Here is a 25425-nt window from a genome sequence, read left to right on the forward strand (position 1 = left end):
CGGGGGTACTACGCGGGGGTGGCGGCGCTGATCGAGGGCCAAGGCGACCGGCTCACCGTCGACGCGCCGATCCTCATCCGCACCGCCTACCTGGAGTTGGACGGGACGGTGCGGGTTCCCGTCGGCGCGACGCTGGTGCGGCACTCCGTCGCCGGTCACGAGGTCGCCGAGACGCATGCGAAGGCGGCCGGGGTGCTCACGGCGCTCGCTGGGGAGAGCCGGATGCGACCGTCGCCGTCGTTTGCCGAGGACCCCGCGATCGCCGCCGCGCTGACCGCGCGCAACCGCACGCTGGCGCCGTTCTGGCTGCGCCCGCAGGGTGCGGACGCGGCGCGGCCGGCGCTGGCGGGGCGGTCGGTGCTGATCGTCGACGCCGAGGACCGGTGGACCGCGATGCTCGCCCACCTGCTGCGCCGGCTCGGCATGCGGGCGGAGGTCCAGCGCTGGGACGAGGCCGGTCCGGCGGCCGGCGACGTGTACGACCTGCTGCTGGCCGGACCCGGCCCCGGCGACCCACGCGACGTCGCCGACCCGCGCATCGCCCGGCTGCACGACGTCGTCCGCGCCCGGCTGGCCGCGCAGCGGCCGCTGCTCGCCGTCTGCCTCAGCCATCAGGTGCTCGCCGGCCAGCTCGGGCTGCCGGTCGGGCCGCTACCGCGGCCGTACCAGGGCACGCAGCGGCCGGTGCCGCTGTTCGGCCGCGAGACGCGGGTCGGGTTCTACAACACGTACGCCGCCCGGCTCGCCGACGTCCCGCCGGGCGTCGAGGCCGCTGCGCAGCCGGACACCGGCGAGGTGTTCGCACTGCGCGGTGCGGGGTTCGCGTCGGTGCAGTTCCACCTGGAGTCGATCCTGTCCACCGTAGGGATCGACCTGCTGGCGGACCTGGTGACGGACGTGCTCGCGCCGGTCCCCGATGGACGGGCGGTCCGCACCTGACCGATCTGGCCTAGGATCCGGGCATGGACGTCCCTGTCGTGACCGAAGAGCTGGTACGGCAGTTGCGGGACGGTTATCCCCACGCCGCCCTCGTCTACGCCGGCGGCGGCGTGCTGCGGGTCCGCCGGCCCCACGGCGGTGTCGTCGAGGGTGAGCACCTGTACAGCTCGCAGCGGCTGGACACCTGGCGGCCCGCCGCCGGCGGGGCGGCGCTGTCCGACAGCGAACATGCTGCGCGGTTGACCGAGCAGCTGACGCCGGTCATCGAGGAACTGGTCGCCCGCGAGCGGGCCGAGGTCATCCTCGGCCTGCTCAACTCGTACGTCGGGACGGACATCTGGGCCGACGTGATCGAGCAGCTGCCCGACCTCGACCGCCGCATCCCTCCCGAGTACCCGAGCTACGTCCGGTCCGCCTACGACCAGCGGCACCATGACGCCAACGCCACGACCGCCGAGTTCGTCGCCCTCGGCGAGCGGGTGACGTTCTCGCTGGACCGCCGCGAGAACCGCTGGCAGGCGGCCTACACCAAGCGCGGCTGACCCGCCTCAGCCCGGCGCCGAGCCCAGCCGCCGCTGCACCTCATCCTCACTGAGGTTCTCGGTCTGCTGCGAGACGATCCACTGGATGCCGAACGGGTCGCGGAGCCGGCCCTGGCGCAGGCCGTACGGCTGGTCGTCGACCGGGAAGACGACGGACGCACCGGCCTGCTCCAGGGCGGCCCCGACGGCGTACGCGTCGGCGACCTCCAGCGTGAACAGGGCGCCGGCGGCCGCGTCGTGCTCGTCGGCGTCCTTGATCGACAGCGTGCTGGCGCCGATCCGGAACTCGGCGTAGGCGACGTTGCCATGCGGTGCGGCGTGCCGGACGCCGGGTTCGGCGCCGAGCGCGCGGCGGTAGAAGTCGATCGCGGCATCGGCGCCGTCGACGACGAGCTTCGGGGTCACGGTGATCTCTCTCATGACCTCATGTGTACCCACCCTGGCGGTCGGCGATTGGTGATGCCGACGGTGGCGGACATGACCGTGATCGTGAGGGAGTTTTCCTGCTGTGACGGGCCTTCGGATCTGGCGATCGCGGGCCAGATCGCGTGATCGGCGCGGCGGTGCGTGGTCACGCCGTCGGCCGGGCAGCCCAGCCCGCCCGGCATCGTCGGTACGCGCCCGCACGACACCTCACCCGGGTGAGGGCCGTGACGGGGACCCATCGACGCGCCATATGGCGTTCAGGCGGGTGAGGTGTCCGCGCAGCGGGTGAGGACACCGGCGGGTGCCCGCGGTGGCCGCCCGGTCGGCGGCATGGTTGACGACGAGCTGCCCGGCGCGCCGGCCGGCGGAACAGCACGTCAGTCGTGCCGCCCCGTGACCGCCACTCGCGCGCCCAGCCCGATCATGGCGACGCCGCCGACGGCGCTGAAGTGGCCCAGCCGTCCCGGCGACCGGGCGAACCAGTCGCGCGCGGTGCCGGCGCCGACCGCCCAGCAGCTGTCCATGAGGAACGCCATCACCGTGAAGACGGCGCCGAACAGCAGCATCTGCACGCTCGGGTGCGCGCCGGCGGGGTCGACGAACTGCGGGAGGACGGCCGCGAAGAACACGATCACCTTGGGGTTCGTCAGTCCGACGACGAACGCCTCGCGCGCGGCGCGGCGGGCGCTGGTGAGGCGGACGGCGCCGGCCGCCGCGTCGGCGAACGACTTGCGGTGCCGGATCGCCTGAACACCCAGATAGACGAGGTACGCGGCGCCGGCGAACTTGAGCATGGTGAAGACGACGACGGACCGCTCGACGATCGCGCCGAGGCCGAACGCGACGGCGAGCGCCTGCAGGAGCGCGCCGACGGCGTTGCCGGCCGCCGACGCGACGCCACCGCGCCGGCCGAGCACCAGGGCCCGGCCGACGGTGAACAGCACGCTCGGGCCGGGGATCGCGATGAGGACGAACGAGCTGATGACGAACGCCAGCAGGTGCGTCGTCGAAATCATCGCGATCCCCTTCCCGTCAGCACGGGGGCGGCGGCGTCAGCGCGCGGCCGTGCCCTCGGTGTAGTCGTCGTCGCTGGACTTGACCCAGCTCATGAGCTTACGAAGCTCGCGGCCGGTGGCCTCGATCGGGTGCGCCTCGCCCTGGGCCCGCAGCCGCTTGAAGTCCGGCGCGCCGGCGTCCTGGTCGGCGATGAAGCCGGCCGCCCACGACCCGTCCTGGATCGCCGTCAGGGCGTCCTTCATGCGCTCCTTCACCGACGCGTCGATGATCTTCGGGCCGGTGGTGTAATCGCCGTACTCGGCGGTGTCGGAGACGCTCCAGCGCTGCTTGGCGATGCCGCCCTCGTACATGAGGTCGACGATCAGCTTGAGCTCGTGCAGCACCTCGAAGTAGGCGACCTCCGGCTGGTACCCGGCCTCGGTCATGACCTCGAAACCGGCCTGCACCAGGTGCGACACGCCGCCGCAGAGCACCGTCTGCTCACCGAACAGGTCGGTCTCCGTCTCCTCGGCGAACGTCGTCTTGATGCCGCCGGCGCGCAGCCCGCCGATGCCCTTCGCGTACGCGAGCGCCAGCGCCCACGCCGAGCCCGAAGCGTCCTGCTCGACCGCGACCAGCACCGGCACGCCGCGGCCGTCGGCGAACTCGCGCCGCACCAGGTGACCCGGGCCCTTCGGCGCGACCATGGCGACGTCGACGTTGGCCGGCGGCTTGATGTAGCCGAACCGGATGTTGAAGCCGTGGCCGAAGAAGAGCGCGTCACCCTCCTGCAGGTTCGGCTCGATGTCGTGGGCGTAGATGTGCCGCTGCACGTGGTCGGGCGCCAGGATCATGATGAGGTCCGCCTCGGCGGCCGCCTCGGCCGGCGTCACGACGCGCAGGCCCTCGGCCTCGGCCTTGGCGCGGCTCTTCGAGCCCTCCTGCAGGCCGACGCGGACGTCCACGCCGGAGTCGCGCAGGCTCAGCGCGTGCGCGTGGCCCTGGCTTCCATAGCCGATGACGGCGACGACCCGTCCCTGGATGACCGAGAGGTCGGCGTCGTCGTCGTAGTACATCTCTGCCACGAGGGCTTCTCCTTCTGAGTGCTGTGCGTACTTGTGGGCTCTACTATGCGACGCGGTCGACGGGGCGCAGCGCGCGGTCGGTGATGGAGCGCGATCCGCGTCCCACCGCCACCACGCCGGACTGCACGAGCTCGCGGATGCCGTACGGTTCCAGCACCTTGAGCAGCGCGCTCAGCTTGTCTGACGAGCCGGTCGCCTCGATGGTCACGGCGTCGGTGGCGACGTCGACGACCTTGGCGCGGAACAGCTCGACCGTCTGCAACACGTGCGGCCGGGTCTCGGGGTCGGTGCGCACCTTCACCAGCACCAGCTCCCGCTGGACCGACTGCCCGGGGTCGAGCTCGACGATCTTGAGGACGTTGACCAGCTTGTTGAGCTGCTTGGTGACCTGCTCCAGCGGCGAGTCCTCGACGTCGACGACGACGGTCATGCGGGACACCGCGGGGTGCTCCGTCGGCCCGACGGCGAGCGAGTCGATGTTGAACCCGCGGCGCGAGAACAGCGCTGCGATGCGCGCCAGCACGCCGGGTTTGTTTTCGACCAGCACCGACAGCGTGTGCTTACTCATCGTGTCCCCTCAGTCCTCGGATCGATCCCACTCGGGGGCCATGCCCCGGGCGATCTGGATCTCGTCGTTGCTGGTGCCGGCGGCGACCATCGGCCACACCATGGCGTCGCGGTGCACGCCGAAGTCGACAACGACCGGGCGGTCGTCGACGGCCATCGCCTTCTCGATGGTGGCGTCGACGTCTTCGGCGGTGTCGCAGCGCAGCCCGACGCAGCCGTAGGCCTCGGCCAGCTTGGCGAAGTCGGGGATGCGGCGGCTGCCGAGGTCGGTGTTGGAGTAGCGGCCGTCGTAGAACAGTGTCTGCCACTGCCGGACCATTCCGAGGCTCTCGTTGTTGATGACCGCGACCTTGATCGGGATGCCCTCGATGGCGCAGGTGGCCAGCTCCTGGTTGGTCATCTGGAAGCAGCCGTCGCCGTCGATGGCCCAGACGGTGGCGTCCGGGCGGCCGGCCTTCGCGCCCATCGCGGCCGGGACGGCGTACCCCATGGTTCCGGCGCCGCCGGAGTTCAGCCAGGTGTTCGGGTTCTCGTACGAGATGAACTGCGAGGCCCACATCTGGTGCTGGCCCACGCCGGCGACGTAGATGGCGTCGCTGCCGACGAGCTTGCCCAGCCGCTCGATCACGTACTGCGGCATCAACTCGCCGTTGTCGGCCGGCGTGTAGCCCAGCGGGAAGTTCTCGCGCCACTGGTCCAGCTGCCGCCACCAGCCGGTGAGGTCGGCCCGGGTGCCGGCGGCGAACTCGGCCTCGATGGCCGGGATCAGCTCGCCGATGACCTCCTTGCAGTCACCCACGATCGGGACGTCGGCGACGCGGTTCTTGGAGATCTCGGCGGGGTCGATGTCGGCGTGGATCACCGCGGCGTTCGGCGCGAACGACGACAGCTTGCCGGTGACGCGGTCGTCGAACCGGGCGCCCAGCGCGATCAGCAGGTCGGCCTTCTGCAGCGCCGTCACCGCCGCGACGGCGCCGTGCATGCCGGGCATGCCCAGGTGCTGCGGGTGGCTGTCCGGGAACGCGCCGCGCGCCGTCAGCGTCGTGACGACGGGGAACCCGGTCAATTTCGCCAGTTCCGACAGTTCTCTCCAAGCACGGGCGCGCAGGACGCCGCCACCGACGTAGAGCACCGGGCGCTTGGCCGACGCCATGAGCCGTGCCGCCTCGCGAACCTGCTTGGCGTGCGGACGGGTCACCGGGCGGTAGCCGGGCAGGTCCAGCTCGACCGGCCAGCGGAACGTCGTCATCGCCTGCATGGCGTCCTTGGCGACGTCGACGAGGACCGGCCCCGGCCGCCCCGTCGTCGCGATGTGGAACGCCTCGGCGATGGTCCGCGGGATCTCCGCCGGGTCGGTGACCAGGAAGTTGTGCTTGGTGATCGGCATCGTGATGCCGCGGATGTCGGCTTCCTGGAACGCGTCGGTGCCGATGGCCGCCGACGCGACCTGGCCGGTCACCGCGACCATCGGGACGGAGTCCATGTGCGCGTCGGCGATCGGCGTGACCAGGTTCGTCGCGCCCGGTCCCGACGTCGCCATGCAGACGCCCGGCTTCCCCGTCGCCAGCGCGTACCCCTCGGCCGCGTGCCCGGCGCCCTGCTCGTGCCGGACCAGGATGTGCCGGATCTGCTGGGAGTCGAACATCGGGTCATAGGCCGGGAGAATGGCGCCACCGGGAATGCCGAATACGGTGTCGACGCCGACCGCCTCGAGCGAGCGGATGAGGCTCGCGGCGCCCGTCATCGTCGTCCCGTTGTCCCTGGTGGGCTGTCCCTGCGGCATGGCCGGACCCTTCTGCTGAGAGCGTGCGGCCTGTGGGAGGCCGTCCGCTTCTGGTCGTTTCGTCCGCCTCGAGCTGTCCCGTGCAACAAAAAACCCCTCGGCCCTGGTGGGCTGACGAGGGGTAGCGCGTCGGCGAGGAACCGCCTACGCGCTAATGAAGTACGAGAATGCCGAAACGCACGAATGCACCGTCCCCCACCCGGAGGGCGCGCGTCAAGGCGGATGCCCGGATGTCTCACCATCCGGTACGGACGTCCGCATCCCGGTCGTGGCGGTGCTGGCCGCCAGATGCAGCCTGCCGACGCTAACCTGCGGCGATGACCGCCTATGCGGATCTGATCGATCGGGCCCAGGCCCTCCTCAACCGTCGCGAGGTCGACGGCCGCCTCAAGGGCGACGTGGCCGCGACCCTGGTCACCGACCGGGGCCAGACGTACTCCGGCGTCTGCCTCGACACGCCCTGCGGCACGGAGTTCTGCGCCGAGCAGGCCGCCGTCGCCGCAATGATCACTGCGGGCGAGTACCGAGTCGCCGCCATCGTGGCGGTCTGCCGGAGCAGCGCGGGCGAGCTGTTCGTCGTGCCGCCGTGCGGCCGTTGCCGAGAACTCCTCCGCCAGGTCGACGAGGGGAACCTCACCTCCGCCGTCGTGGTGGATGGCGAGCGGTCCATGCCATTGCGCGAGCTGCCCCCCTCCACGAATGGCCCGCGCCGATCCGCTGACGCCGCCCTCCGCCGGCACCTGATACGCCGCCTCTGTGCCGTCACCGACGTTGGCAGACTTTGCCAACACCACTAGCGTAGTGACATGAGCACCATGAATATCTCGCTGCCGGAACCGCTCAAGGCTTTCGTCGAGCAGCAGGTGGCCGAGCGTGGCTACGGCACCAGCAGCGAATACGTGCGCGAGCTGATCCGCAGGGACCAGGACCGCCAGCACCTGCGGGCTCTAATCGTGGAGGGCGCAGAGTCGGCACCGGCCGACGTCGCCGATGCCGCCTATTTCGAGCGGCTCCGTGCCCTGGCCCGTCAACCGGTGGACGAGTGAGCGACCGGCCGGTCCGCCTGCGCGAACGGGCGCGGTGGGACATCGAGGACGCGATCTCCTACTACCGGAAGGAGCACGCCCAGCAGAGCGCACTCGACTTCATCGACGCCCTCGAACGCGTCTACGCGATGATCGGTCGCCACCCGGGCGCCGGCTCCACGCGCTACGGCCACGAGCTGGGCCTTCCGGGACTCCGCACAGCTCCGGTCGAGCGCTTCCCCTACCTGGTCTTCTACGTCGAGCGCGAGGACCACCTCGATGTGTGGCGCGTTCTCCACACGAAACGGGACATCCCCGCGTCGTTCGGTGTTCACACCGGGTCGTAGTCGAACGCCGGGAGGCCGTCGAGGCTGGTGCGGTTCTTCTTCCGCCGGTACGCCTGCTGACCCTCGACGCCCTTGCGGTCCATGTGCGGCGGCAGCAGGTCGCGCTCGCCGGCGTAGTCCATGAGCGGGACGCCGTAGCCACAGGAGTCCGACACCCGGTGTACGTCGACGACGATGACGGCGCGGGCGCCGCGCTGCTCGGGGAAGTATCGGATGAACTCGGCAAATTCCTCCGAGTACAGCGTGACGAACCGGCCGGTCCCGTGCAGGCGGACGATGTTCGGCGGGCCGGTGAACGCGCAGAACATCAGTGTGATGCGGCCATTCTCGCGCAGGTGGGCGATGGTCTCGGCGCCGCTGGCGGTGTAGTCGAGATAGGCGACGGTGTGCTCGTCGAGCACGACGAACGACCCGCCGATGCCCTTCGGCGACACGTTGACGTGGCCGTCCGGTCCGGCCGGGGCCGTGGCGACGAAGAAGAGGTGCTGTGCCTCGATGAACTCCCGAAGCCGGCCGCTGATCGATTCATGAACCTTGCCCACGGTCGCACCTTACCGACCATGCCGGGGCAACGCAGCGACCGCGATCACAGACCGAGAACACTTCGCCTGACCAACGCGCTCCCGGTCAGCTCCGCCGCCGATCCGGACGCGACGATCCGGCCCTCCGCGAGCACGTAGCCGCGCGCCGACACCTCCAGCGCCCGCTCGACGTCCTGCTCGACCAGCAGCACGCTGACGCCGTCGGCGTTGATGGTGCGGATGGCGTCGAACACCTCGTCGACGACGACCGGCGCGAGGCCGAGCGACGGCTCGTCCATGAGCAGCAACCTCGGCTGCGCGAGCAGCGCCCGGCCGATCGCCAGCATCTGCTGCTCACCGCCGCTCAGGCTGCCGGCGAGCTGCGCCGACCGCTCGGCCAGCCGCGGGAACAGCTCGTGCACCCGGGCGAGCCCCGCGTCCAGACCGGAACGGGCACCCCGCCGGTAAGCCCCGAGCACGAGGTTGTCGTGCACGGACATCCGGGCGAACACCCTGCGCCCCTCGGGCACCAGAGCAACGCCGTGGTCACCAACGCGGTGGGCGGCAACCCGGGCGACGTCCACGCCGTCGACGGCGATGGTGCCGCGGGTCGACCGGTGTAACCCGGCGATCGCCTTGACCAGCGTCGACTTCCCCGCCCCGTTCGGGCCGACCAGGCAGACGACCTCACCGTCGGCCACGGAGAGGTCCACGCCCCACAGCGCCTGCGCCTGTAGGTACCAGGCCTCCAGGTCACGAACCTCGAGCATGGGCGTGCCTCCCCAGGTAGGCGCGGATGACGTCGGGATCGCTCATCACCGTGCGCGGGTCACCATCGGCCAGCAGACGACCCCGGTTCAGCACGACCACCCGGGTGGCCAGCTGGTTCACGACGCGCAGCAGGTGCTCGACGATGACGATGGTGATGCCCGACGCATGGATGCGCCGGACGACGGCGACCGCGGCGTCGATCTCGGCGGGGTTGAGGCCGGCGAGCGCCTCGTCGAGCAGCAGCACCTTGGGCTTCGTCGCGATCGCCCGCGCCATCTCCAGCAGCTGCCGCTCGTGCAGGTTGATCTCCGCGGGCCGCGCGCCCGCGAGGTGCCCGAGATGGACGATGTCGAGGCACTGCTCCGCCTCTTCGCGGGCGGCGGTCAGCGGCCGCGGCTGCCGGCCGAACATGATCGCCATCGCGACGTTGTCGCGGACGGTCATCGACTCGAACGGCTTGGGGATCTGGTGCGTCCGGCTGACGCCGACGTGCGCGATGCGGTGCGGCGCCAGCCCGACGATGTCGCGGCCGGCAACCGCCATCGTGCCGCTCGTCGGCCGCAACGCCCCGGACACCAGGTTGACCAGCGTCGTCTTGCCGGACCCGTTCGGGCCGACCAGCCCGACGAGCTCGCCCGCGCGGAGCTGGAGGCTGACGCCGTCGAGCGCCCGGACGCCGCCGAAGTACCGGCTGACCTCGCGGCACTCGACCAGCACCTCCCCCGGCTCTCCGTTGATCTTGGAGTTCTCGGGGAGTTGCTGCCCGGAATGCCCGGTTGATTCCCCGATTTCTCCAAGATCAACGTGGTCGGGGGCCGGCGGACGGCGCTCGGCGGACGCGGGCGCGTGGCCCGGCCAGAGCACGACGGCGACGGCGGCCAGTACGCCGGAGACGAACCAGTCCAGCGGCGTTCCCCACGCGTCCACGACCGCCAGCACCCCAGTCACGAGCACCAATGCCGCCACGGCCGGCCACGGCCGCCGCCACAGCCGCGCCTGCAACCCGTCCGGCGCCACGACCACCAGCACGGCGAGGATCGCGCCGAGCACGATGAGGTTCCAGCCCTCGAACCCGGACGCGGACAGCCGGTCCTGGATGAGCACGATGACGACGGCGCCGAGCACCGGGCCGAACCAATGCGTCCGCCCGCCGAGCACGCTCATGACGATGACGAACAGCGGGATCGTCAGGCCGAACACGCTCTCGACGGTGACGAAGCCGATCTGCAGCGCGAACAGGCTGCCGGCCGCGCCGCCGATCAGGCCCGTCACGGCGATGGCCAGCATCTTGTAGCGGAACGTCGCCACACCCAGGCCCTCGGCGACGTCCTCGGCGTCGCGGATGGACGCCAGCGCCCAGCCGAACCGGGTGTGCTGGATCGCGAACGCCGCCGCGACAGCCACGACGGCGACGAGCAGGTTGAGCAGGTAGAGGAAGTCCTGGAACTGACCCATCCACTCCGGGAACTCGGGCACCGGGACGACGACGCCCTGGCCGCCGTCGATCTCGCTGTTCACCCGCGCGAAGGCCGCCAGGATGAACGGGACCGCCAGGGTGAGCAGGGCGAAGATCTCGCCGCGGAACGAGCGCAGCCGGAACGCCAGCCCGCCCACGATCAGCGCCAGGACGGCCGAGAACACCGCCGCCACCGGCACCGTCAGGTAGAAGTCGACGCCGTGCCGGCCGCCGAGCACCGCCGTCGTGTACGCGCCGACGCCGACGAACGCGCCTTGCCCGAAGCTGAAGTAGCCGCTGTAGCCGGACAGCACGTTCCAGCTGGTCGCCTGCGCGACCCAGAACAGCGCCGTCGACGCCAGCACCAGGTAGAACATCGGCAGGCCGAGATCCTCGCGCCACACGGCCAACGCCGCCAGCGCCATGAACACCACCGCGAAGCCGCCGAGGCCGCGAGCGGCGATCACCGCGCACCTCGCACCGTCAGCAGCCCGTACGGCCGGAACAGCAGGGCGAGGATGATCGCCGAGAACAGCACCAGCGGCGACAGTGCCGGAGACCACGTCGCCGACACCACCGCCGACAGCGTCCCTACCAGTACCCCGGCCAGCAGCACGCCGCCGACCTGTCCGATCCCGCCCAGGATCACCACCGCGAACACCACCCCGATCCACTCGAACGGTGTCGACGGCGTCACGGCGTTGCCGAGCGCGAAGAGCATGCCGGCGACCGCGGCGGAGGCCGCCGACAGCCCCGCGAGCACCATGCCGAGCCGGCGGTGGTCGATGCCGAACGCCGACGCGACGGCGCGGTCCTCGGCGAACGCCCGCAGCGCCCGCCCCGCGAACGTGCGCCGCAACACCTGGTCGGCGGTGACCACGATGACCACCGCGAAGACGAAGGCGATCAGCGTCGGCGCCGGGAAGACGAACCGCCCGAGCGACACCGACTGCGTCGCGTACGGGTTGACGTCGCCGGGCATCCGCTGGAAGTCGGCGCTCCACACGTTGCTCACCGTCTGCATGACGATGATCAGCAGGCCGAAGCTGACCAGCAGCGACGCGAACTCCTCGACGCCGAGCCGGTCGAAGGCCCACTGCAGGCCCGCGCCGACGAGGAACATCAGCGGCACGGTCAGGACGATGGTCAGGATCGGGTCGATGCCCCACGACGTCGCCAGCTCGAAGGTCAGGTAGGCGCCCACGAGGATCAGTCCGAAGTGCGCCAGGTTGATGACCCGCAGCATGCCCCACGTCAGGGACAGGCCCGCGGCCATGACCGCGAACATGCCCCCGACCAGGGCACCGCTGAGCGCGGCCTGGAGTGTGGTCATGCGCGACTCCCTCGCGGCTCGAGGCTCAGCCGACCGGCGGCTGGAGCTGCGCAGCCGCGCGGTCGGCTGGCCAGACCATGACCCAGTCGCCGTTCTGGATCTGCTTCAGGCCCTGCGTGCTCGGCCAGAAGTTGTTGTCGTCCGGGTCGAACTCGAGGTGGCCGCTGAACGTGGTGTCAACGCCGTTCTCGTGCAGGTAGTCGCACATCGCCTGCTGGTCGGTCCCGCCGCTGCCCTCGACGGCGGCGACGAGGATCTCCCAGGCGTTCCACGACGCCGTGGCCTGCGTCTCGAACGCGGTGTACGGCAGCCCTTCGGCGGCGGCGCGGGACTGGAACTCGTCGACGATCGCCTGCGCCTCGGGCCCGGCCTGCTGGATCAGCGCGTCGTTCGGTTCGAAGATCGACACCGAGAGCAGCCCGTCGGCGACGTCGCCCAGGCCCAGCAGCGGGCCGGGCGCCGGGAACAGGCTGAACATCATCGGAGGCCGGTAGCCCAGTTGCTCCATGGCCTGCAACAGGTTGACGGGGTCGACGGCCAGGCCGCTGTTGAACACGAAGTCGGGGTCGGCGTCGCGGATCTGCTGCGCGATCGGCGCCCAGTCGGTGGTGTCCGGTGGGTATCTGATCTCGGCGACGACCTCGTAGCCGCGGTCCTCGGCGATCGAGACGGCGCCCGGGTCGCTGTCGTCGTCGGGCGAGCCCTGGGCGATGAAGTCGGTCGACCCGCCCTGGTTGATGACGAACGCGACCCGCTGCGGCGGCGCCGGCAGGCTTTCGAGCGCGTCGAAGACCTGGTCGGGGACGTACTCGTTGGGTGTCGGGCCGATGGACCAGGCCGGGAACTGGCACTCGTACGTCATGAGCGGCGCGAGCACGGCCGTGTGCTGCGGCATCGTGAGTCCGTGGCGCTCGGCGACGGCCATCGCCGAGATGATGTTGGGAGTGGCGTACGGCCCGATGATGAGGTCGACGCCCTCCTGGCCGATCAGCCGCTCGTACAGCGCCGTGACCTGCGCCTGGTCGGACTCGTCGTCCAGCACCAGCCACTCGACCGGCCGGCCGAGCAGCCCGCCGCTCTCGTTGAGCTGCTCGACGAACTGCTCGCCGGCGATCTGGTGGATGATGCCCGTCGGACCGAACGCGCCGGTCAGCGACAGAGTGGAGCCGACGACGATCGGGTCCCCGCTCGGCGCGCCGGTGTCGCCGCCCGGGCTCTCGACCGCGCCCGGCGCCGGCTCGGTGCTGGGCTCGTCGTCATCAGAGCAGGCGGCGGTGATGAACAGCGTCAACGCCACCGTGGCGGACAGGGCGGTCAGCGATCGGGTCCTCATGTCGGTGCTCCCTCCTCGTCACCGCACCCGCAGGGCGCCGGTGTCGTGGACGATCTCGCCGCCGACGACGGTGAGCACGGGGAGCGTGCGCCGCAGGTCGGCATCGGAGACGGTGAAGTAGTCGCGGTCGAGGACCAGGAGGTCGGCCAGTTTGCCCGGCTCGATGGAGCCCAGGCGGTCCTCGCGGGTCAGGTACCAGGCGTTGGCCCTGGTGTAGGCGTGCAGCGCTTCGTACCGGCTGAGCTGCTGGTCGCCGTTGATCGGCTGTCCCAGCACGTTGAGCCCGGTGGTCGCGTAGTGCAACGCGAACCACGGGTTGTGCGGCGCGATGTGCACGCCGTCCTCGTGCAGGCCGGCCGGGATGCCGCTGTCGACGATCATTCGGAACGGCGGCCCGACGGGGTTGGGTCCAGGGTTGCCCTGCAGCCAGCGGAAGCCCGACATCGAGACGCCGCAGTTCAGCGCCTTCAGCCGGGCCAGCAGCTCCGGCGTGGCCTCGTTGACGTGCTGGACGCCCCAGCGCAGGTCGGTGATGCCGAACTCCGCGTTCACCGCCTCGTACGCGTTCACCACCTGGGTCAGCGCGGCGAGGTTGCCGGGGCTGTTCTCGTTGCGCCAGCGGGCCCGGGCGACGAGCCGTTGCGCCTCGAACCAGACGGCGCCGGCCCCGATCGGCGCGGCCCACTCCCCGATCGCCCCGGTGCGGAACATGTCGTCGCCGAAGAACGGGAACTGGTGCTTGAGCCGTTCGCGCAGCTCCGGCAGCTGGTTCGGCAGGTCACCGAGTGCCGGGATGTTGCCCTGGTTGTGCAGGAAGTTCGTCTGCAGCCGGATGAACGCCCTGCGTTCTCGGTGCAGCGAGAGCCAGGCGTCGTACATGCGGTAGTGGTCCAGGCCCGACAGCGCCTGGGTCGGGATGAGCGGTCCCGGTGACGGCGGGAGCACCTGGTCCAGCACAGTGGTGACGCCGACCTGCGCGGAGAACGCCATGGCGTCCAAGGCGCTGCGCCGCTTGTCGTCGAACGTCTGCCGCACCCGCAGGTGGTAGAGCGCCGTGGTCGTCTGCAGGCCCGGGGCGATGGCGCCGTTCTCGGCGACGGCGACCGGCCCGGCCAGCGGCGACATGACGGTCTCGAAGAACTGCTTGCCCAGCGTGTTCGTCACCGACGGCCCGGCGAACGTCTGCAGCAGGAACACCGGCCGGTCCGGGACAGCCGCGTCGAGCTCGGCCAGGCTCGGCAGCCGCTGCTCCGCCCACTGCCGGGGGTGCCAGCCGCCGAGTGCGGTGATGAACTGTCCCTCCGGGACGTCGGGGCGGCGGGCGGCGAGCAGCTCCTGGACCTCGGCGATACTGCTCGCCAGCTCCAGCTGCGCCACGTGGTAGCCGGGCCGGTTGGCCAGGCTGACGAAGTGCGTGTGGCTCTCGATCAGGCCCGGCACGACGGTGCGGCCGCGCAGGTCGATGGACCGGCCGTTGCCGCCCGGGTTCGGGACCGTGTTCCCGACGGCGACGAACCGGCCGTCGCGGATGGCGACCGCCCGGGCGACCGTGCCGTGATCGTCCATCGTGTGGATGCGGCCGTTGGTGAGGACGAGGTCGGCGGCGGCGCCGGTGTCGCGGTTGGCGGCGAGCGCGCCCGTCAGGAGGCCGCGGCGGCTGATCCCGGTCATCGGGCCCACCTGCCCGGATCGTGGACGACGCGGCCGCCGACCACCGTGAACAGCGAGCGGAGCTGCTTGAGCTCCTCGTCCGGGACGGTGAAGTAGTCGCGGTCGAGGACGGCGAGGTCGGCGTGCTTGCCCACCTCGATGGAGCCCAGCTCGTCCTCCTCGCGGAGGAACCACCCGTTGTCACGGGTGTAGAGGCGCAGCACCTCGGGCCGGGTGAGCTGCTGGCCGTCGTTGATCAGGACGCCGCGCGCGTTGCGTCCGGTGGTGGCGTAGTACATGTGCAGCCACGGGTTCATCGGCGCGATCTGCATGCCGTCGGAGCTCATGCCGGCGTGGATGCCGCTGTCGGCGATCATCCGGAACGGCGGCCCGTTCTGTGCCGGCGAACCGGCGAGGTACCGCCAGCCGGTGAGCGAGAGGCCGCCGCCCAGCGCGTCGAGCCGGTCGACGTACTCCCGCGTGATGAACGGGACGTGCGCCACCACCCAGCGCAGGTCCGTGATCGGCGTCTCGGCATTCACCGCCTCGAACGCCTGGATCTCCTGCTGGAAGTCGGTGGCGCTGAGCGAGTGCACCTCGGCGCGCCAGCCGGCCGCGGCGACCTTGCGCGCCGCCGCGAGGAACGGACTGGCAGGCCCGGTGCCCTGGGCGATGAACTCGCCGATGCCGCCGGTGCGGGCGAGGTCGCCGCCGAAGAACGGGAACGCGTTGCGCAGCCGCGCCGCGAGCTCCGGCGTGCCCTGGTCGGACTCCATGTGCAAGAAGTTGATGCGCAGCCGCGCGTCCAGCCGGCGCTCCTCGAGCAGGCTGAGGAACGGCAGGTGCATCGTGAAGTTGTCCTCGTGGGCCGCGCCGTCCGACGGTGTGTTGGTGGCCTGGAACGCGCCCTGGTCGAGGTGGGTCGTCACGCCGAGGCTCAGCCCGTACGCGATGGCGTCGACGGTGCCGCGCTTGCGCTCGTCGGGCGTGAGCAGCGTCTGCCGCAGCGCCAGGGTCGCCCGGCCGGTCGGGTTGCCTGCGACGATGGACCCGTCATCGCCGACCGGGATGCCGAGGCCGGCGAAGAACGCCCGGCCTGCACTGTTCGTGGCGGACGGGCCGCTGAAGCTCTCAGACAGATAGACCGGGTGGTCCGGGACGGCCTCGTCCAGCTCGGCCCGGGTCGGCAGGCGCGGCGGCTGGTCCGGCGGGACCAGGTGGTTGCGGTGGAAGCCGCCGATCGTGGTGATCCACGCGCCGGCCGGCAGGTCCTTGGCCCGTAACGCGTAGGTCTCCTGGACGTCGGCGACGGAGTACGCGTTCTCCAGCGGCGTGTGGTGGCCGGGCCGATTGCCCATGAGCACGATGTGGTTGTGGTTGTCGATGATCCCGGGGATCGCCGTGCGGCCACGCAGGTTGACGACGTCGAACGGCCGCCCCTGCGCACGCATCGGCCCGTCGCCGACCGCGATGAACCGGCCGTTGCGGATCAGCACGTGCGACACGACGGTGTCGTTCGCGTCCATGGTGTGGATGCGCCCATTGACCAGCGCGAGGTCGGTGTCACCGCGGACGCCTGGGGTGGTCGTGGTGGTGGTCCCAGTAGATGTCGTCGTGTGCGCGGCGTGGGCGGCGTGCGCCCCCGCTCCCGCCATGGCTGCCGCGACTCCCGCAGCCGCTCCCGTCCGCAGCACCTCGCGCCGGGACGGTCCCGAACCTCGCTCGGCTCGGTGTTCATCCTCACTCATCAGCCGACACCGCCTTCCCACGGGTCGTTCCGATCTGCCCGGATCCGGGCAGCGGGTGGGACGCAGCTCTGGGCCAGGAGTGTAGGAGAACTGAACACTGCGTGCAATAGCGTTGTTCATCGCCCGTAACACGCGGTAAGGTACACAGCCCCGCTGACCGTTACGGCCGACGTGACATCGATGGCGACCTTGATCATCCGGGATCCGCTACATCGCGAGGATTTCTGGTGCTACCGCCAGCCAGAAGTTGACGATCATGGAGAAGGTGCCCTTTCGAGGCACTGGAAAGGGGCGTTTCACCGTGATCAACGTGACGGTGTGCGTTTGGTGTCCTGGGGCGTCGGGCTAGGCGCCTTCGGTTGACCAGATGGGTGGGAGCGCGTGAACACCCCTACTTCAGGTGAGCATTTCCGGCTCTTCTGCTGCTAGGCGTGGACGATCGCCGATGATCAACGCTGTCCACCAGCACCGACGCCACACCAAATCACGCCCACCGGGCTCGGGCGTGCCCGCACTTGCCCCGTCCCCCTGATAGCCGCCCGTTCTTAGCCGCGGAGGCGCGGGTCCGCGGCCAAGACAATCGGGCAGCAGGGGAACGACCAACGCCACGAACCCCCGGCCAACGTGTCACCCGCCCAACGAGATGCGACCACCGGGGAACGCGGCGGCGCCACCGACGACGCCGAACAAGCCACGTTCGACGCCCCAATCGTCGTCCACCGCGGCGAACCACAGACTAGAAGGACCCACGGAAGCAGCAGAAGAGAGCCATTTGGTCAGGCGGGGCGCTCGAGGACGAACCAGATGCCGACGGCCGGTTCGGTGCCGTCGTTGCGGTAGGCGTGCGGCATCGTCGAGTCGAAGGAGACGGAGTCGCCGGCGTGCAGGTGGTGTTCCTCGAACCCGAGAGTCAGCACCAGCTCACCGCTCAGGACGTGCCCGTACTCGGTGCCGGAATGCCGCATGAGCAGCCCGGAGCTCGACGACGACCCGCCCGGCTGGTAGGTGATGCGCAGGAAGTCGGTGTGGGCGTCGGGGACCTGGCCGAGCAGTTCCCAGGTGACGCCGGAGTCGAGCGTGAGCACCTCGCGTTCGGACGCCCGCACCACCGGGCCGACCCGCCGTCGGCTGGAGCCGAGGTGCCGCAGGGCGCTGATGGTCTCGGGGACCGACGCCGACGCCGGTTCCGCGGCCGCCTCGCTGGGCGCGACGGCGACGCCGGCCGGCGGCACGACCATGTCGACGCGGACGTCGCCGCCGCCTTGCCCGCCGCCGTCACCAGCAGGTTCGGCGCCGTCGACGGGCGCGAAGATGTCCTCGATCGAGATGCCCAGCGCCGTGGTGATCGCGTACAGCGTGCTGACCGACGGCTGGCTCTTGTCGGTCTCGATCTGGGAGATCAGGCTGGCCGAGACCCCGATCTCGCGCGCCAGGCCGCGGGCGCTGACGCCCTTGCGCATCCGCTCCTGGCGGATGCGCTCGCCGATCGGGGGCACTGCCGACGGACTCACGCGGTCTCCGTTCCCTGTTGACCATGGCTGAGCGCAGCTTACCGGGTTGACGCACGCGTCCGGCTCCGCTTCACTCGGATGGTAAGTGTAGTTGAACAGGTTCTCGCCGGAGCGGACTTCCCGGCGAGCCTGCCGAGGAGGTGCCTGCGCAATGCCGATACGCACCTACGGGCCCAACGCGGTCGACTGGGAAGAGCGCATCGACTTCGACCGGCTGCGCCGCGAACGCCTCGACCGGCTGCGCGCCGCGCTGGACCGCTCGGAGCTGGGCGCGCTGCTGGCCTTCGACTTCGCCAACATCCGGTACATGACGTCGACGCACATCGGGACGTGGGCGGTCGACAAGCTGATCCGGTTCGCGCTGCTCCCACGCGGCGGCGAGCCCATCGTGTGGGACTTCGGCTCCGCGGCCCGGCACCACCAGCTGTACAACCCGTGGCTCGACGGCACCAACCGCGCCCGGGCCGGCATCTCGACGCTGCGCGGCGCGTTCCATCCCAGCGCCGGCATCGCCGATGACGTCGCGGCGAAGATCGCCCGGGTGCTCGCCGACCACGGCTTGCAGAACGAGCCCGTCGGCATCGACGTCGCCGAGATGCCGGTCCTCGCGGCGCTGCAGGAGCAGAATCTCAGCGTCGTCGACGGCCAGCAGGTGTTCCTCGAGGCCCGCCGTATCAAGACGCCGGACGAGATCGCGCTGCTGGCGCACGCCGCGTCCATGGTCGACGCCGCGTACGACGAGCTGTACGGGTTCCTGCGGCCGGGCGTGCGCGAGAACGAGTGCGTCGGCGTCGTCAGCAAGGTCCTCTACGACCTCGGCAGCGAGTACGTCGAGGGCGTCAACGCGATCTCCGGCGAACGCTGCTCGCCACATCCCCACGTGTACAGCGACCGCATCGTCCGCCCCGGCGACCCCGCGTTCTTCGACATCCTGCACAGCTACAACGGCTACCGCACCTGCTACTACCGCACGTTCGCCGTCGGCAGCGCGTCGCCGGCCCAGCGCGACGCGTACACCCGCTGCCGCGAGTTCATCGACCACGCCATCGCCGAGGTCAAACCGGGCGCGACGACCGCGGACATCGTGTCGCTGTGGCCGCGGGCCGACGAGTTCGGCTTCCCCGACGAGGAGGCGGCGTTCGCGCTGCAGTACGGCCACGGCGTCGGGCTGTCGATCTGGGAGAAACCGATCTTCTCGCGGCTGGTGTCGCTGGACCATCCGGAGGTGCTCGAGGAGGGCATGGTCTTCGCGCTCGAGACGTACTGGCCGGCCGCCGACGGCTGGTCCGCCGCGCGCATCGAGGAGGAGGTCGTGGTGACGGCCGACGGCTGCGAGGTCATCACCAAGTTCCCGGCCGAGGAGCTGCTGGTCGCCGGCCGCAAGTACTGGACCGTCGGCGGCGAACTGAACTCGCTGCGCGAGTCGCAGTCGCACCTCAACACCAACGGGGCCACCCCATGACCGACACGACGACGGCGACCGGCCTGCTCGCCCTGCACGAGACCATGTCAGTCATCCGCCGGACGGAGAAGGCGGCGCACGACCTCTTCATGTCCGGCCTGGTCAAGGGGACGACGCACCTGGCCGCCGGGCACGAGGCGGTCGCCGTCGGGGCGCGTGCGGCGCTGCGCGACGGCGACTACGCGTTCGCCACCTACCGCGGCCATCACCACGCCATCGCCTGGGGCGCCACGCCCGAGGAGTGCCTGGCCGAGCTCATGCAGCGCTCCACCGGGCTGAACAAGGCCAAGGGCGGCTCGATGCACCTGACGAAGGCCGAGTCGGGCATGCTCGGCTCGTACGCGATCGTCGGCGCCCACCTGCCGATGGCCGTCGGGGCCGCGTGGTCGGCCCGGCTGCGCGGAACCGAGCAGGTGGCGGTCGCGTTCTTCGGCGACGGCGCCACGAACATCGGCGCGTTCCACGAGGCGCTCAACCTCGCCGCGGTCTGGCGGCTGCCGGTGCTGTTCGTCTGCGAGAACAACTTCTACATGGAATACACGCCGATCGGCGCGGTCACGGCCGCGGAGCACCCGGCGGCCGGCCGCGCCCAGTCGTACGGCCTCCCGGCCGAGGTCGTCGACGGCAACGACGTGGTGGCGGTGCGCGACGCCGTCGCCCGCGCGGCGGTGCGGGCCCGCGCGGGCGACGGACCCACCGTGCTCGAGGCGCACACCTACCGGCACTACGGGCACAGCCGCACCGACCCGGGGAAGTACCGGCCCGACGGCGAGCTGGAACGGTGGCTGGAACGCGACCCGCTGACAGTGTCGGCGCACCGGCTGCGCGAGGCCGGAACGAGCGGCGACGACATCGCGGCGGCCGAGCACCGCGCGGCCGCCGTCGTCGAGCGGGCCGTCGCGAACGCCAGGGCCGCCCCCGAGGCCGACCTGAGCGAGGCATTCACCGACGTGTGGGCGGACGGAGGTGCCGCATGGCGGACGTGACGACATCCCAGGACGTCGTGACCTACCGGGACTCGGTGGCCGAGGGGATCGCGCGCGAGATGCGCCGCGACCCGGCGGTCGTGTGCCTGGGCGAGGACATCGGCGCGGCCGGCGGCGTCTTCAAGACCACGGTCGGCCTGTTCGAGGAGTTCGGCCCGGAGCGCGTCTGGGACACCCCGATCTCCGAGCAGGCGATCGTCGGCGCGGCCATGGGCGCGGCGATGACCGGCATGCGCCCGGTCGCCGAGATCATGTTCAGCGACTTCCTGGCCTGCTGCTGGGACTACCTCGCCAACGAGATCCCGAAGGTCCGGTACATGACCGGCGGGCAGGTCACGGTGCCGCTGGTGATCCGGACGGCGAACGGCGGCGGGCTGGGCTTCGGCGCGCAGCACTCGCAGGCGGTGGAGAACTGGGTGCTGACCGTCCCCGGCCTGAAGATCGCCGCGCCGTCGACGCCCGCCGACGTCGTCGGCCTCCTGGCCAGCGCGATCCGCAGCGACGACCCCGTCGTGTTCTTCGAGCACAAGGGGCTGCTGGCGAGCAAGGGCGCACCGGCGCCCGACGGCCACGTGGTGCCGTTCGGCGAGGCGGCCGTGCTGCGCGAGGGCGACGACGTCACGCTGGTCGCGCTCGCGTCGACCGTGCCGCTGGCGCTCACCGCGGCGGAGCGGCTGGCGGCCGACGACAGCGTCGCGGCAGAGGTGCTGGACCTGCGCACGCTGATCCCCCTGGACGTCGCGGCCGTGCTGCGCTCCGTCGAGCGTACGTCGCGGCTGGTCGTCGTCGAGGAGAACCCCTACCAGGGCGGCTGGGGCGGCACCATCGTCTCCGTCGTCGCCGACGAGGGGTTCGAGCTGCTGGACGCGCCGGTCAAGCGCGTGGCGGGCGCCAACGTGCCGCTGCCGTTCGCCGACGCGCTGGAGGACCAGGTGATCCCCACCGTGGACAAGGTGGTCGACGCCGTCAGGAGCCTCACGAAGTACTGAACACCGCCCGCCATACATCGAGGACTGACGTCAGACCCTGCGGTCGGCTGCGACCGCCTCGCAACGAAGGGATGGTCCATGAGCACCCGACTCCTGCTCCGCAACGGCCACGTGATCAGCATGGATCCGGGCATCGGCGACCTCCCCGGTGCCGACATCCTCATCGAGGACGGCGCGATCGTCGCCGTCCAGCCGGGGCTTTCAGACGAGGTCGCCGATACCGAGACCATTGACGCGACCGGCCGCATCGTCGTGCCCGGCTTCGTCGACACCCACCGGCACACCTGGGAGACGGCGATCCGCACGTGCGCGCCGAACGCCACGCTGGACGACTACTTCGTCGAGGTCCTCGACACGTTCGCCCCGCTCTACCGGCCCGACGACGTCTACGCGAGCAACCTGGCCGGCGCGCTGGAGTGCCTGAACGCCGGCATCACGACGCTGGTCGACTGGTCGCACATCAACAACACCCCCGAGCACCCCGACGCCGCCATCGCCGGGCTGCAGGAGGCCGGGCTGCGCGCCCAGTACGCCTACGGCTCGGCGAACACGTCGCTGGCGAAGTATTGGTTCAACAGCGCCGAGGTCATCCCGGGTGACGACGTGCGCCGGGTCCGCAGCACGTACTTCTCCGGCGACGACGGCCTGCTCACCATGGGCCTGGCCACGCGCGGGCCGGGCTTCTGCCAGGACGACGTGGTGGCGTCGGAATGGAACCTCGCCCGCGAGCTGGGCATCCCGATCACCGTCCACGTCGCCATGGGGCGGCTGGCCGGCCGGTTCGCCATGGTCGAGCAACTGGACCGGCTCGGGCTGCTCGGTCCCGACACCACGTACGTGCACTGCTGCTACTTCAGCGACCACGAGTGGGGGCGGGTCCGCGACACCGGCGGCACCATCTCGATCGCCGCGCAGGTCGAGCTGCAGATGGGACACGGCTGGCCGCCGGTGGCGAAGAGCTACCAGTTCGAGCTCCCGCCCAGCCTGTCCGTCGATGTCGTCACGACAGTGCCGGGCGACATGTTCACGCAGATGCGGGCGGCGTTCGCTGGAGAGCGGGCGCGGATCAACGCGACCTGCTGGGAGGCCAACACCGGCGTCCCCGAGACCATGCCGACGGCCCGGCAGATGCTGGAGATGGCGACGATCAACGGCGCGCGGGTGGCCGGGCTGGACGGCCGCACCGGGTCGCTGACGCCGGGCAAGCGGGCCGACGTCGTGCTGATCGACGCGACGGCGCTCAACGTCGCCCCCGTCATCGACCCGGTCGCCGCGGTCGTGCTGGCCGCCGACGTCTCCAACGTCGAGACCGTCATCGTCGACGGCGTGGTCCGCAAGCGCGACGGGCGGCTGCTCGCCGACGCCGGCCGCGCCCGCGATCTGGTCGAGGCGGCCCGCGACCGGCTGCTCGCCGCGGCCGAGCGGCAGAGCCGGGCGGCAGCGGTATGACGGAGCGGCATCTGGTCCAGAGGGCGGCGCAGGCCGGGTTCGCGTCGCCCGCGGGCTGGGCCGCCGGCGCCACCGGCTACCGGCGGTGGACGGTCGTCGGCGAGCAGGCCGGCGCCGTCCACACCGGCTTCGGCGTGTGCGAGCTCGACCCCGGAGGGTCGGTACCGGCGCACGTCCACTCGTTCGAAGAGAGCTTCCACGTGCTCTCCGGGTCGGCGATCCTGACGACGCCGGACGGGTCGTACCGGGTGTCCGAGGGCGACTACGGCGTGCTGCCGGTCGCGCTGCCGCACGCATGGCGGGGCGACGGCGACCGGCCGGCGCGGTGGGCGGAGATGCAGGGGCCGATGCCGCGTGACGACTTCGACGGCGACACGTTCCTGGTGCCGCCGCTGGACGACGTGAGGCCCGTCGCCGACATCGATGTTCGAGACCCGCGCACGTACCGGTTCGGCACCATCCGGCCGGGGCACATGGATCCGGCCAAGCAGTCGCAGGACCTGCTCGCCGTCTCGGCCAGCATGCGCACCGCACTGCTCGTCTACGGCGGCATCAACGTCAAGCAGATGGTCGACAGCGACCTCGGCGCCGTCCTGACCACGATGTTCATGGTGCAGTACGACCCCGACGGCGCGACCACCCCGCACGATCACCCGTTCGAGGAGACCTATCTCATCCTGGAGGGGACGGTCGAGGCGTCGTTGGACGGCAAGACGTACCTGCTCGAGGCCGGCGACGTCGCCTGGGCCGGGGTCGGCTGCCCACACGCGTTCCGCAACGCCGGCGGCGGCACGCTGCGCTGGCTGGAGACGCAGGCGCCGGCGCCGCCGCCGCGATACTCGTACCGGTTCGCCCGCGACTGGAACTACCTGCGCGACGCCCTGGGAGGTTCGGCGTGACGGAGTCGAAGTCCATCGTGATCGTCGGCGGCACGTCCGGCATCGGGTTGGAGCTGGCCAAGCGCCGGGCGTCGGCGGGCGACGACGTCGTCATCACCGGCCGCGACGGCGACCGCTGCGGTTCGATCGCGGCCGGGATCGGGGCGCGCTGCCGGGGCCTGGCCGTCGAGCTGTCCGACCCGGCCGCCATCGGCGCCGCGCTGGAAGGTGTCGAGAAGGTCGACCACCTTGTCGTCGCCGCCATCGACCGCGACCAGAACACCGCCGTTGACTACGACGTCAGCCGCGCGCTGCGGCTGGTGACGCTGAAGCTGGTCGGGTACACCGAGGTCGTGCACACGCTGCTGCCGCGGATGGCGCCCGACGGCGCCGTCGTGCTGTTCGGCGGGCTGGCGAAGGACCGGCCGTACCCGGGGTCCACGACGGTGTCGACGATCAACGGTGGCGTCACGGGGCTGGTGCACACGCTGGCCGTCGAGCTGGCGCCGGTGCGGGTCAACGCCGTCCATCCGGGCATCGTCGGCGACAGCCCGTTCTGGAGCTCGAAGCCGCCCGAGGTGCTCGACGGCTACATCTCACGGACGCCGATCGGCCGGCTGGCGACCATGGCCGACGTCGCCGACGCAGTCGAGTTCCTGCTGCGCAACCCGGCGATGAACGGCGTCAACCTCAACGTGGACGGAGGCTGGATGCTGACGTGAGCGACGCGGTAGGAGTGATCGGCGCCGGGCGGATGGGCGCGGCCATGACGGCGCGGCTGCGCGAGGCCGGCGTCGACGTGGTGCTGTGGAACCGGACGGAGGCGCGGGCGGCCGGCGTGGCGGCGGCGACCGGCGCCCGGGTCGCGGCGACGGCGCGTGAGGCGGCCGCCGCGGGCCCCGTCGTGCTGGTCTCGCTGGCCGATGACGCCGCCTGCCGGGCCGCCTACGAAGGGCCTGACGGCGCCGCCGCGGGCGCCGGGCCGGGCACCGTCGTCGCCGACGCCAGCACGGTCGCGCCGCGCACCGCGGTCGAGCTGGCGGAGCTGGTCGCCGCGGGCGGCGGGGCGATGCTGGACACGCCGGTGTCCGGCAGCGTGCCGGTGGTCGAGCGCGGCGAGCTGACCGTCATGGCCGGCGGCGAGGCCGCCGATCTCGACCGCGCCCGGCCGGTGCTCGACCTGCTGGCCCGGCAGGTCTTCCACGTCGGCGGCCACGGCGCCGGCGCGACCATGAAGCTGGCCGTCAACGCGCTGGTGCACGCGCTCAATCAGGCGTTGTCCGAGGCGCTGGTGCTGGCCGAGCGGTCCGGCGTGTCCCGCGAGGCGGCGTACGAGGTGTTCGCGAACAGCGTCGCCGCCGGACCGTTCGTCCAGTACAAGCGAGCAGCGTTCGAGCGGCCCGACGAGGCGCCGGTCGCGTTCCGGCTCGACCTCGTCGGCAAGGACCTCGACCTCATCCTCGACCTCGCGGCGGCGTCCGGCGCCCCGATGCCGCAGGCCGTCACCAACCGCCGGGTCGTCGCGGACGCCGTCGCCGCCGGCCTGGGCGACGAGGACATGAGCGTGATCGCCAGACACCTGCGTGGCCGCGGCTGACCGTCCGTTACCGGCCGTACGCCACAAGGTT

The 25425-nt window shown here is 71.2% G+C and carries 25 protein-coding genes; 12 read left to right on the plus strand and 13 right to left on the minus strand.

Features of this window, described 5'->3' with window-relative positions; translation table 11 throughout:
- Positions 1-939 (plus strand): anthranilate synthase family protein (locus E1262_RS18300; RefSeq protein ID WP_203453996.1); only part of this gene is annotated, 939 nt, incomplete at its 5' end.
- A gap of 23 nt (positions 940-962) precedes the next feature.
- Positions 963-1481 carry a hypothetical protein gene (locus E1262_RS18305; RefSeq protein ID WP_132104578.1) on the plus strand — a complete coding sequence of 173 codons (519 nt, stop codon included), beginning with the start codon at positions 963-965 and terminating at the stop codon, positions 1479-1481.
- A gap of 6 nt (positions 1482-1487) precedes the next feature.
- Here the strand turns inward: E1262_RS18305 and E1262_RS18310 are convergent, their stop codons facing one another.
- The 5 genes from E1262_RS18310 to E1262_RS18330 all read right to left on the minus strand — a co-directional run bounded on the left by E1262_RS18310 (position 1488) and on the right by E1262_RS18330 (position 6338).
- The gene (locus E1262_RS18310) at positions 1488-1901 is read right to left on the minus strand and encodes a VOC family protein (RefSeq protein WP_132104579.1); all 414 of its coding nucleotides are present in this window, start codon (positions 1899-1901) and stop codon (positions 1488-1490) included.
- 383 nt (positions 1902-2284) lie between these two features.
- On the minus strand, positions 2285-2923 hold the full coding sequence (locus E1262_RS18315) for a LysE family translocator (protein ID WP_132104580.1): 639 nt from the start codon (positions 2921-2923) through the stop codon (positions 2285-2287).
- 36 nt (positions 2924-2959) lie between these two features.
- Positions 2960-3988 carry a ketol-acid reductoisomerase gene (gene ilvC / locus E1262_RS18320; RefSeq protein ID WP_132104581.1) on the minus strand — a complete coding sequence of 343 codons (1029 nt, stop codon included), beginning with the start codon at positions 3986-3988 and terminating at the stop codon, positions 2960-2962.
- Positions 3989-4031: 43 nt separating this feature from the next.
- A complete protein-coding gene (ilvN, locus tag E1262_RS18325) occupies positions 4032-4556 on the minus strand; it encodes an acetolactate synthase small subunit (protein ID WP_119658601.1) in 525 nt (174 codons plus the stop codon).
- 9 nt (positions 4557-4565) lie between these two features.
- Entirely contained in the window at positions 4566-6338 is a 1773-nt protein-coding gene (locus E1262_RS18330) for an acetolactate synthase large subunit (RefSeq protein WP_132104582.1), read from the minus strand.
- 317 nt (positions 6339-6655) lie between these two features.
- Here E1262_RS18330 and E1262_RS18335 point away from each other — a divergent pair, with 317 nt between their 5' ends.
- From E1262_RS18335 to E1262_RS18345, 3 genes are read left to right on the plus strand one after another with little or no spacing between them, the layout of a single operon-like run.
- Entirely contained in the window at positions 6656-7135 is a 480-nt protein-coding gene (locus tag E1262_RS18335) for a cytidine deaminase family protein (protein ID WP_203453997.1), read from the plus strand.
- Positions 7136-7144: 9 nt separating this feature from the next.
- A complete protein-coding gene (locus E1262_RS18340; protein ID WP_132104583.1) occupies positions 7145-7384 on the plus strand; it encodes a type II toxin-antitoxin system ParD family antitoxin in 240 nt (79 codons plus the stop codon).
- Positions 7381-7710: a type II toxin-antitoxin system RelE/ParE family toxin gene (locus E1262_RS18345; protein WP_132104584.1), complete on the plus strand. Its 330-nt coding sequence runs from the start codon at positions 7381-7383 to the stop codon at positions 7708-7710. The genes E1262_RS18340 and E1262_RS18345 overlap by 4 nt, the downstream gene beginning before the upstream one ends.
- Here E1262_RS18345 and E1262_RS18350 read toward each other — a convergent pair.
- The 8 genes from E1262_RS18350 to E1262_RS18385 all read right to left on the minus strand — a co-directional run bounded on the left by E1262_RS18350 (position 7695) and on the right by E1262_RS18385 (position 18033).
- Positions 7695-8252 (minus strand): pyridoxamine 5'-phosphate oxidase family protein, encoded by a 558-nt coding sequence (locus E1262_RS18350; RefSeq protein WP_132104585.1) that lies wholly within the window; start codon positions 8250-8252, stop codon positions 7695-7697. The genes E1262_RS18345 and E1262_RS18350 overlap by 16 nt on opposite strands.
- 44 nt (positions 8253-8296) lie before the next feature.
- Positions 8297-9001, minus strand: a complete 705-nt coding sequence (locus tag E1262_RS18355) for an ABC transporter ATP-binding protein (RefSeq protein ID WP_132104586.1) — start codon at positions 8999-9001, stop codon at positions 8297-8299.
- Positions 8985-10925 carry a branched-chain amino acid ABC transporter ATP-binding protein/permease gene (locus E1262_RS18360; protein WP_132104587.1) on the minus strand — a complete coding sequence of 647 codons (1941 nt, stop codon included), beginning with the start codon at positions 10923-10925 and terminating at the stop codon, positions 8985-8987. Before E1262_RS18360 ends, E1262_RS18355 begins: the two co-directional genes overlap by 17 nt.
- On the minus strand, positions 10922-11791 hold the full coding sequence (locus E1262_RS18365; protein ID WP_132104588.1) for a branched-chain amino acid ABC transporter permease: 870 nt from the start codon (positions 11789-11791) through the stop codon (positions 10922-10924). Before E1262_RS18365 ends, E1262_RS18360 begins: the two co-directional genes overlap by 4 nt.
- Positions 11792-11816: 25 nt before the next feature.
- Complete coding sequence (locus tag E1262_RS18370) at positions 11817-13124, minus strand: amino acid ABC transporter substrate-binding protein (protein WP_132104589.1); 1308 nt, start codon at positions 13122-13124, stop codon at positions 11817-11819.
- A gap of 18 nt (positions 13125-13142) precedes the next feature.
- Positions 13143-14795: an amidohydrolase gene (locus E1262_RS18375; RefSeq protein ID WP_132104590.1), complete on the minus strand. Its 1653-nt coding sequence runs from the start codon at positions 14793-14795 to the stop codon at positions 13143-13145.
- Entirely contained in the window at positions 14792-16429 is a 1638-nt protein-coding gene (locus E1262_RS18380) for an amidohydrolase (RefSeq protein ID WP_162605975.1), read from the minus strand. Before E1262_RS18380 ends, E1262_RS18375 begins: the two co-directional genes overlap by 4 nt.
- A gap of 869 nt (positions 16430-17298) precedes the next feature.
- Positions 17299-18033, minus strand: coding sequence for a helix-turn-helix domain-containing protein (locus E1262_RS18385; protein ID WP_132104592.1), 735 nt, complete (start codon positions 18031-18033; stop codon positions 17299-17301).
- A gap of 151 nt (positions 18034-18184) precedes the next feature.
- Between E1262_RS18385 and E1262_RS18390 the strand changes: the two genes are divergently transcribed.
- The 7 genes from E1262_RS18390 to E1262_RS18420 all read left to right on the plus strand — a co-directional run bounded on the left by E1262_RS18390 (position 18185) and on the right by E1262_RS18420 (position 25394).
- Positions 18185-19495, plus strand: a complete 1311-nt coding sequence (locus E1262_RS18390; protein WP_132104593.1) for a M24 family metallopeptidase — start codon at positions 18185-18187, stop codon at positions 19493-19495.
- A complete protein-coding gene (locus E1262_RS18395) occupies positions 19492-20481 on the plus strand; it encodes a thiamine pyrophosphate-dependent dehydrogenase E1 component subunit alpha (protein ID WP_132104594.1) in 990 nt (329 codons plus the stop codon). The genes E1262_RS18390 and E1262_RS18395 overlap by 4 nt, the downstream gene beginning before the upstream one ends.
- Entirely contained in the window at positions 20469-21470 is a 1002-nt protein-coding gene (locus E1262_RS18400; protein WP_132104595.1) for an alpha-ketoacid dehydrogenase subunit beta, read from the plus strand. The genes E1262_RS18395 and E1262_RS18400 overlap by 13 nt, the downstream gene beginning before the upstream one ends.
- Positions 21471-21548: 78 nt before the next feature.
- Positions 21549-22919 carry an amidohydrolase family protein gene (locus E1262_RS18405; RefSeq protein ID WP_132104596.1) on the plus strand — a complete coding sequence of 457 codons (1371 nt, stop codon included), beginning with the start codon at positions 21549-21551 and terminating at the stop codon, positions 22917-22919.
- Positions 22916-23818, plus strand: coding sequence for a cupin domain-containing protein (locus E1262_RS18410; protein ID WP_132104597.1), 903 nt, complete (start codon positions 22916-22918; stop codon positions 23816-23818). The genes E1262_RS18405 and E1262_RS18410 overlap by 4 nt, the downstream gene beginning before the upstream one ends.
- Positions 23815-24519 carry an SDR family NAD(P)-dependent oxidoreductase gene (locus E1262_RS18415; protein ID WP_132104598.1) on the plus strand — a complete coding sequence of 235 codons (705 nt, stop codon included), beginning with the start codon at positions 23815-23817 and terminating at the stop codon, positions 24517-24519. Before E1262_RS18410 ends, E1262_RS18415 begins: the two co-directional genes overlap by 4 nt.
- Entirely contained in the window at positions 24516-25394 is an 879-nt protein-coding gene (locus tag E1262_RS18420; protein ID WP_203453999.1) for an NAD(P)-dependent oxidoreductase, read from the plus strand. The genes E1262_RS18415 and E1262_RS18420 overlap by 4 nt, the downstream gene beginning before the upstream one ends.
- Positions 25395-25425 lie beyond the last annotated feature (31 nt).

It is taken from the genome of Jiangella aurantiaca, assembly GCF_004349105.1.
GTDB lineage: Bacteria > Actinomycetota > Actinomycetes > Jiangellales > Jiangellaceae > Jiangella > Jiangella aurantiaca.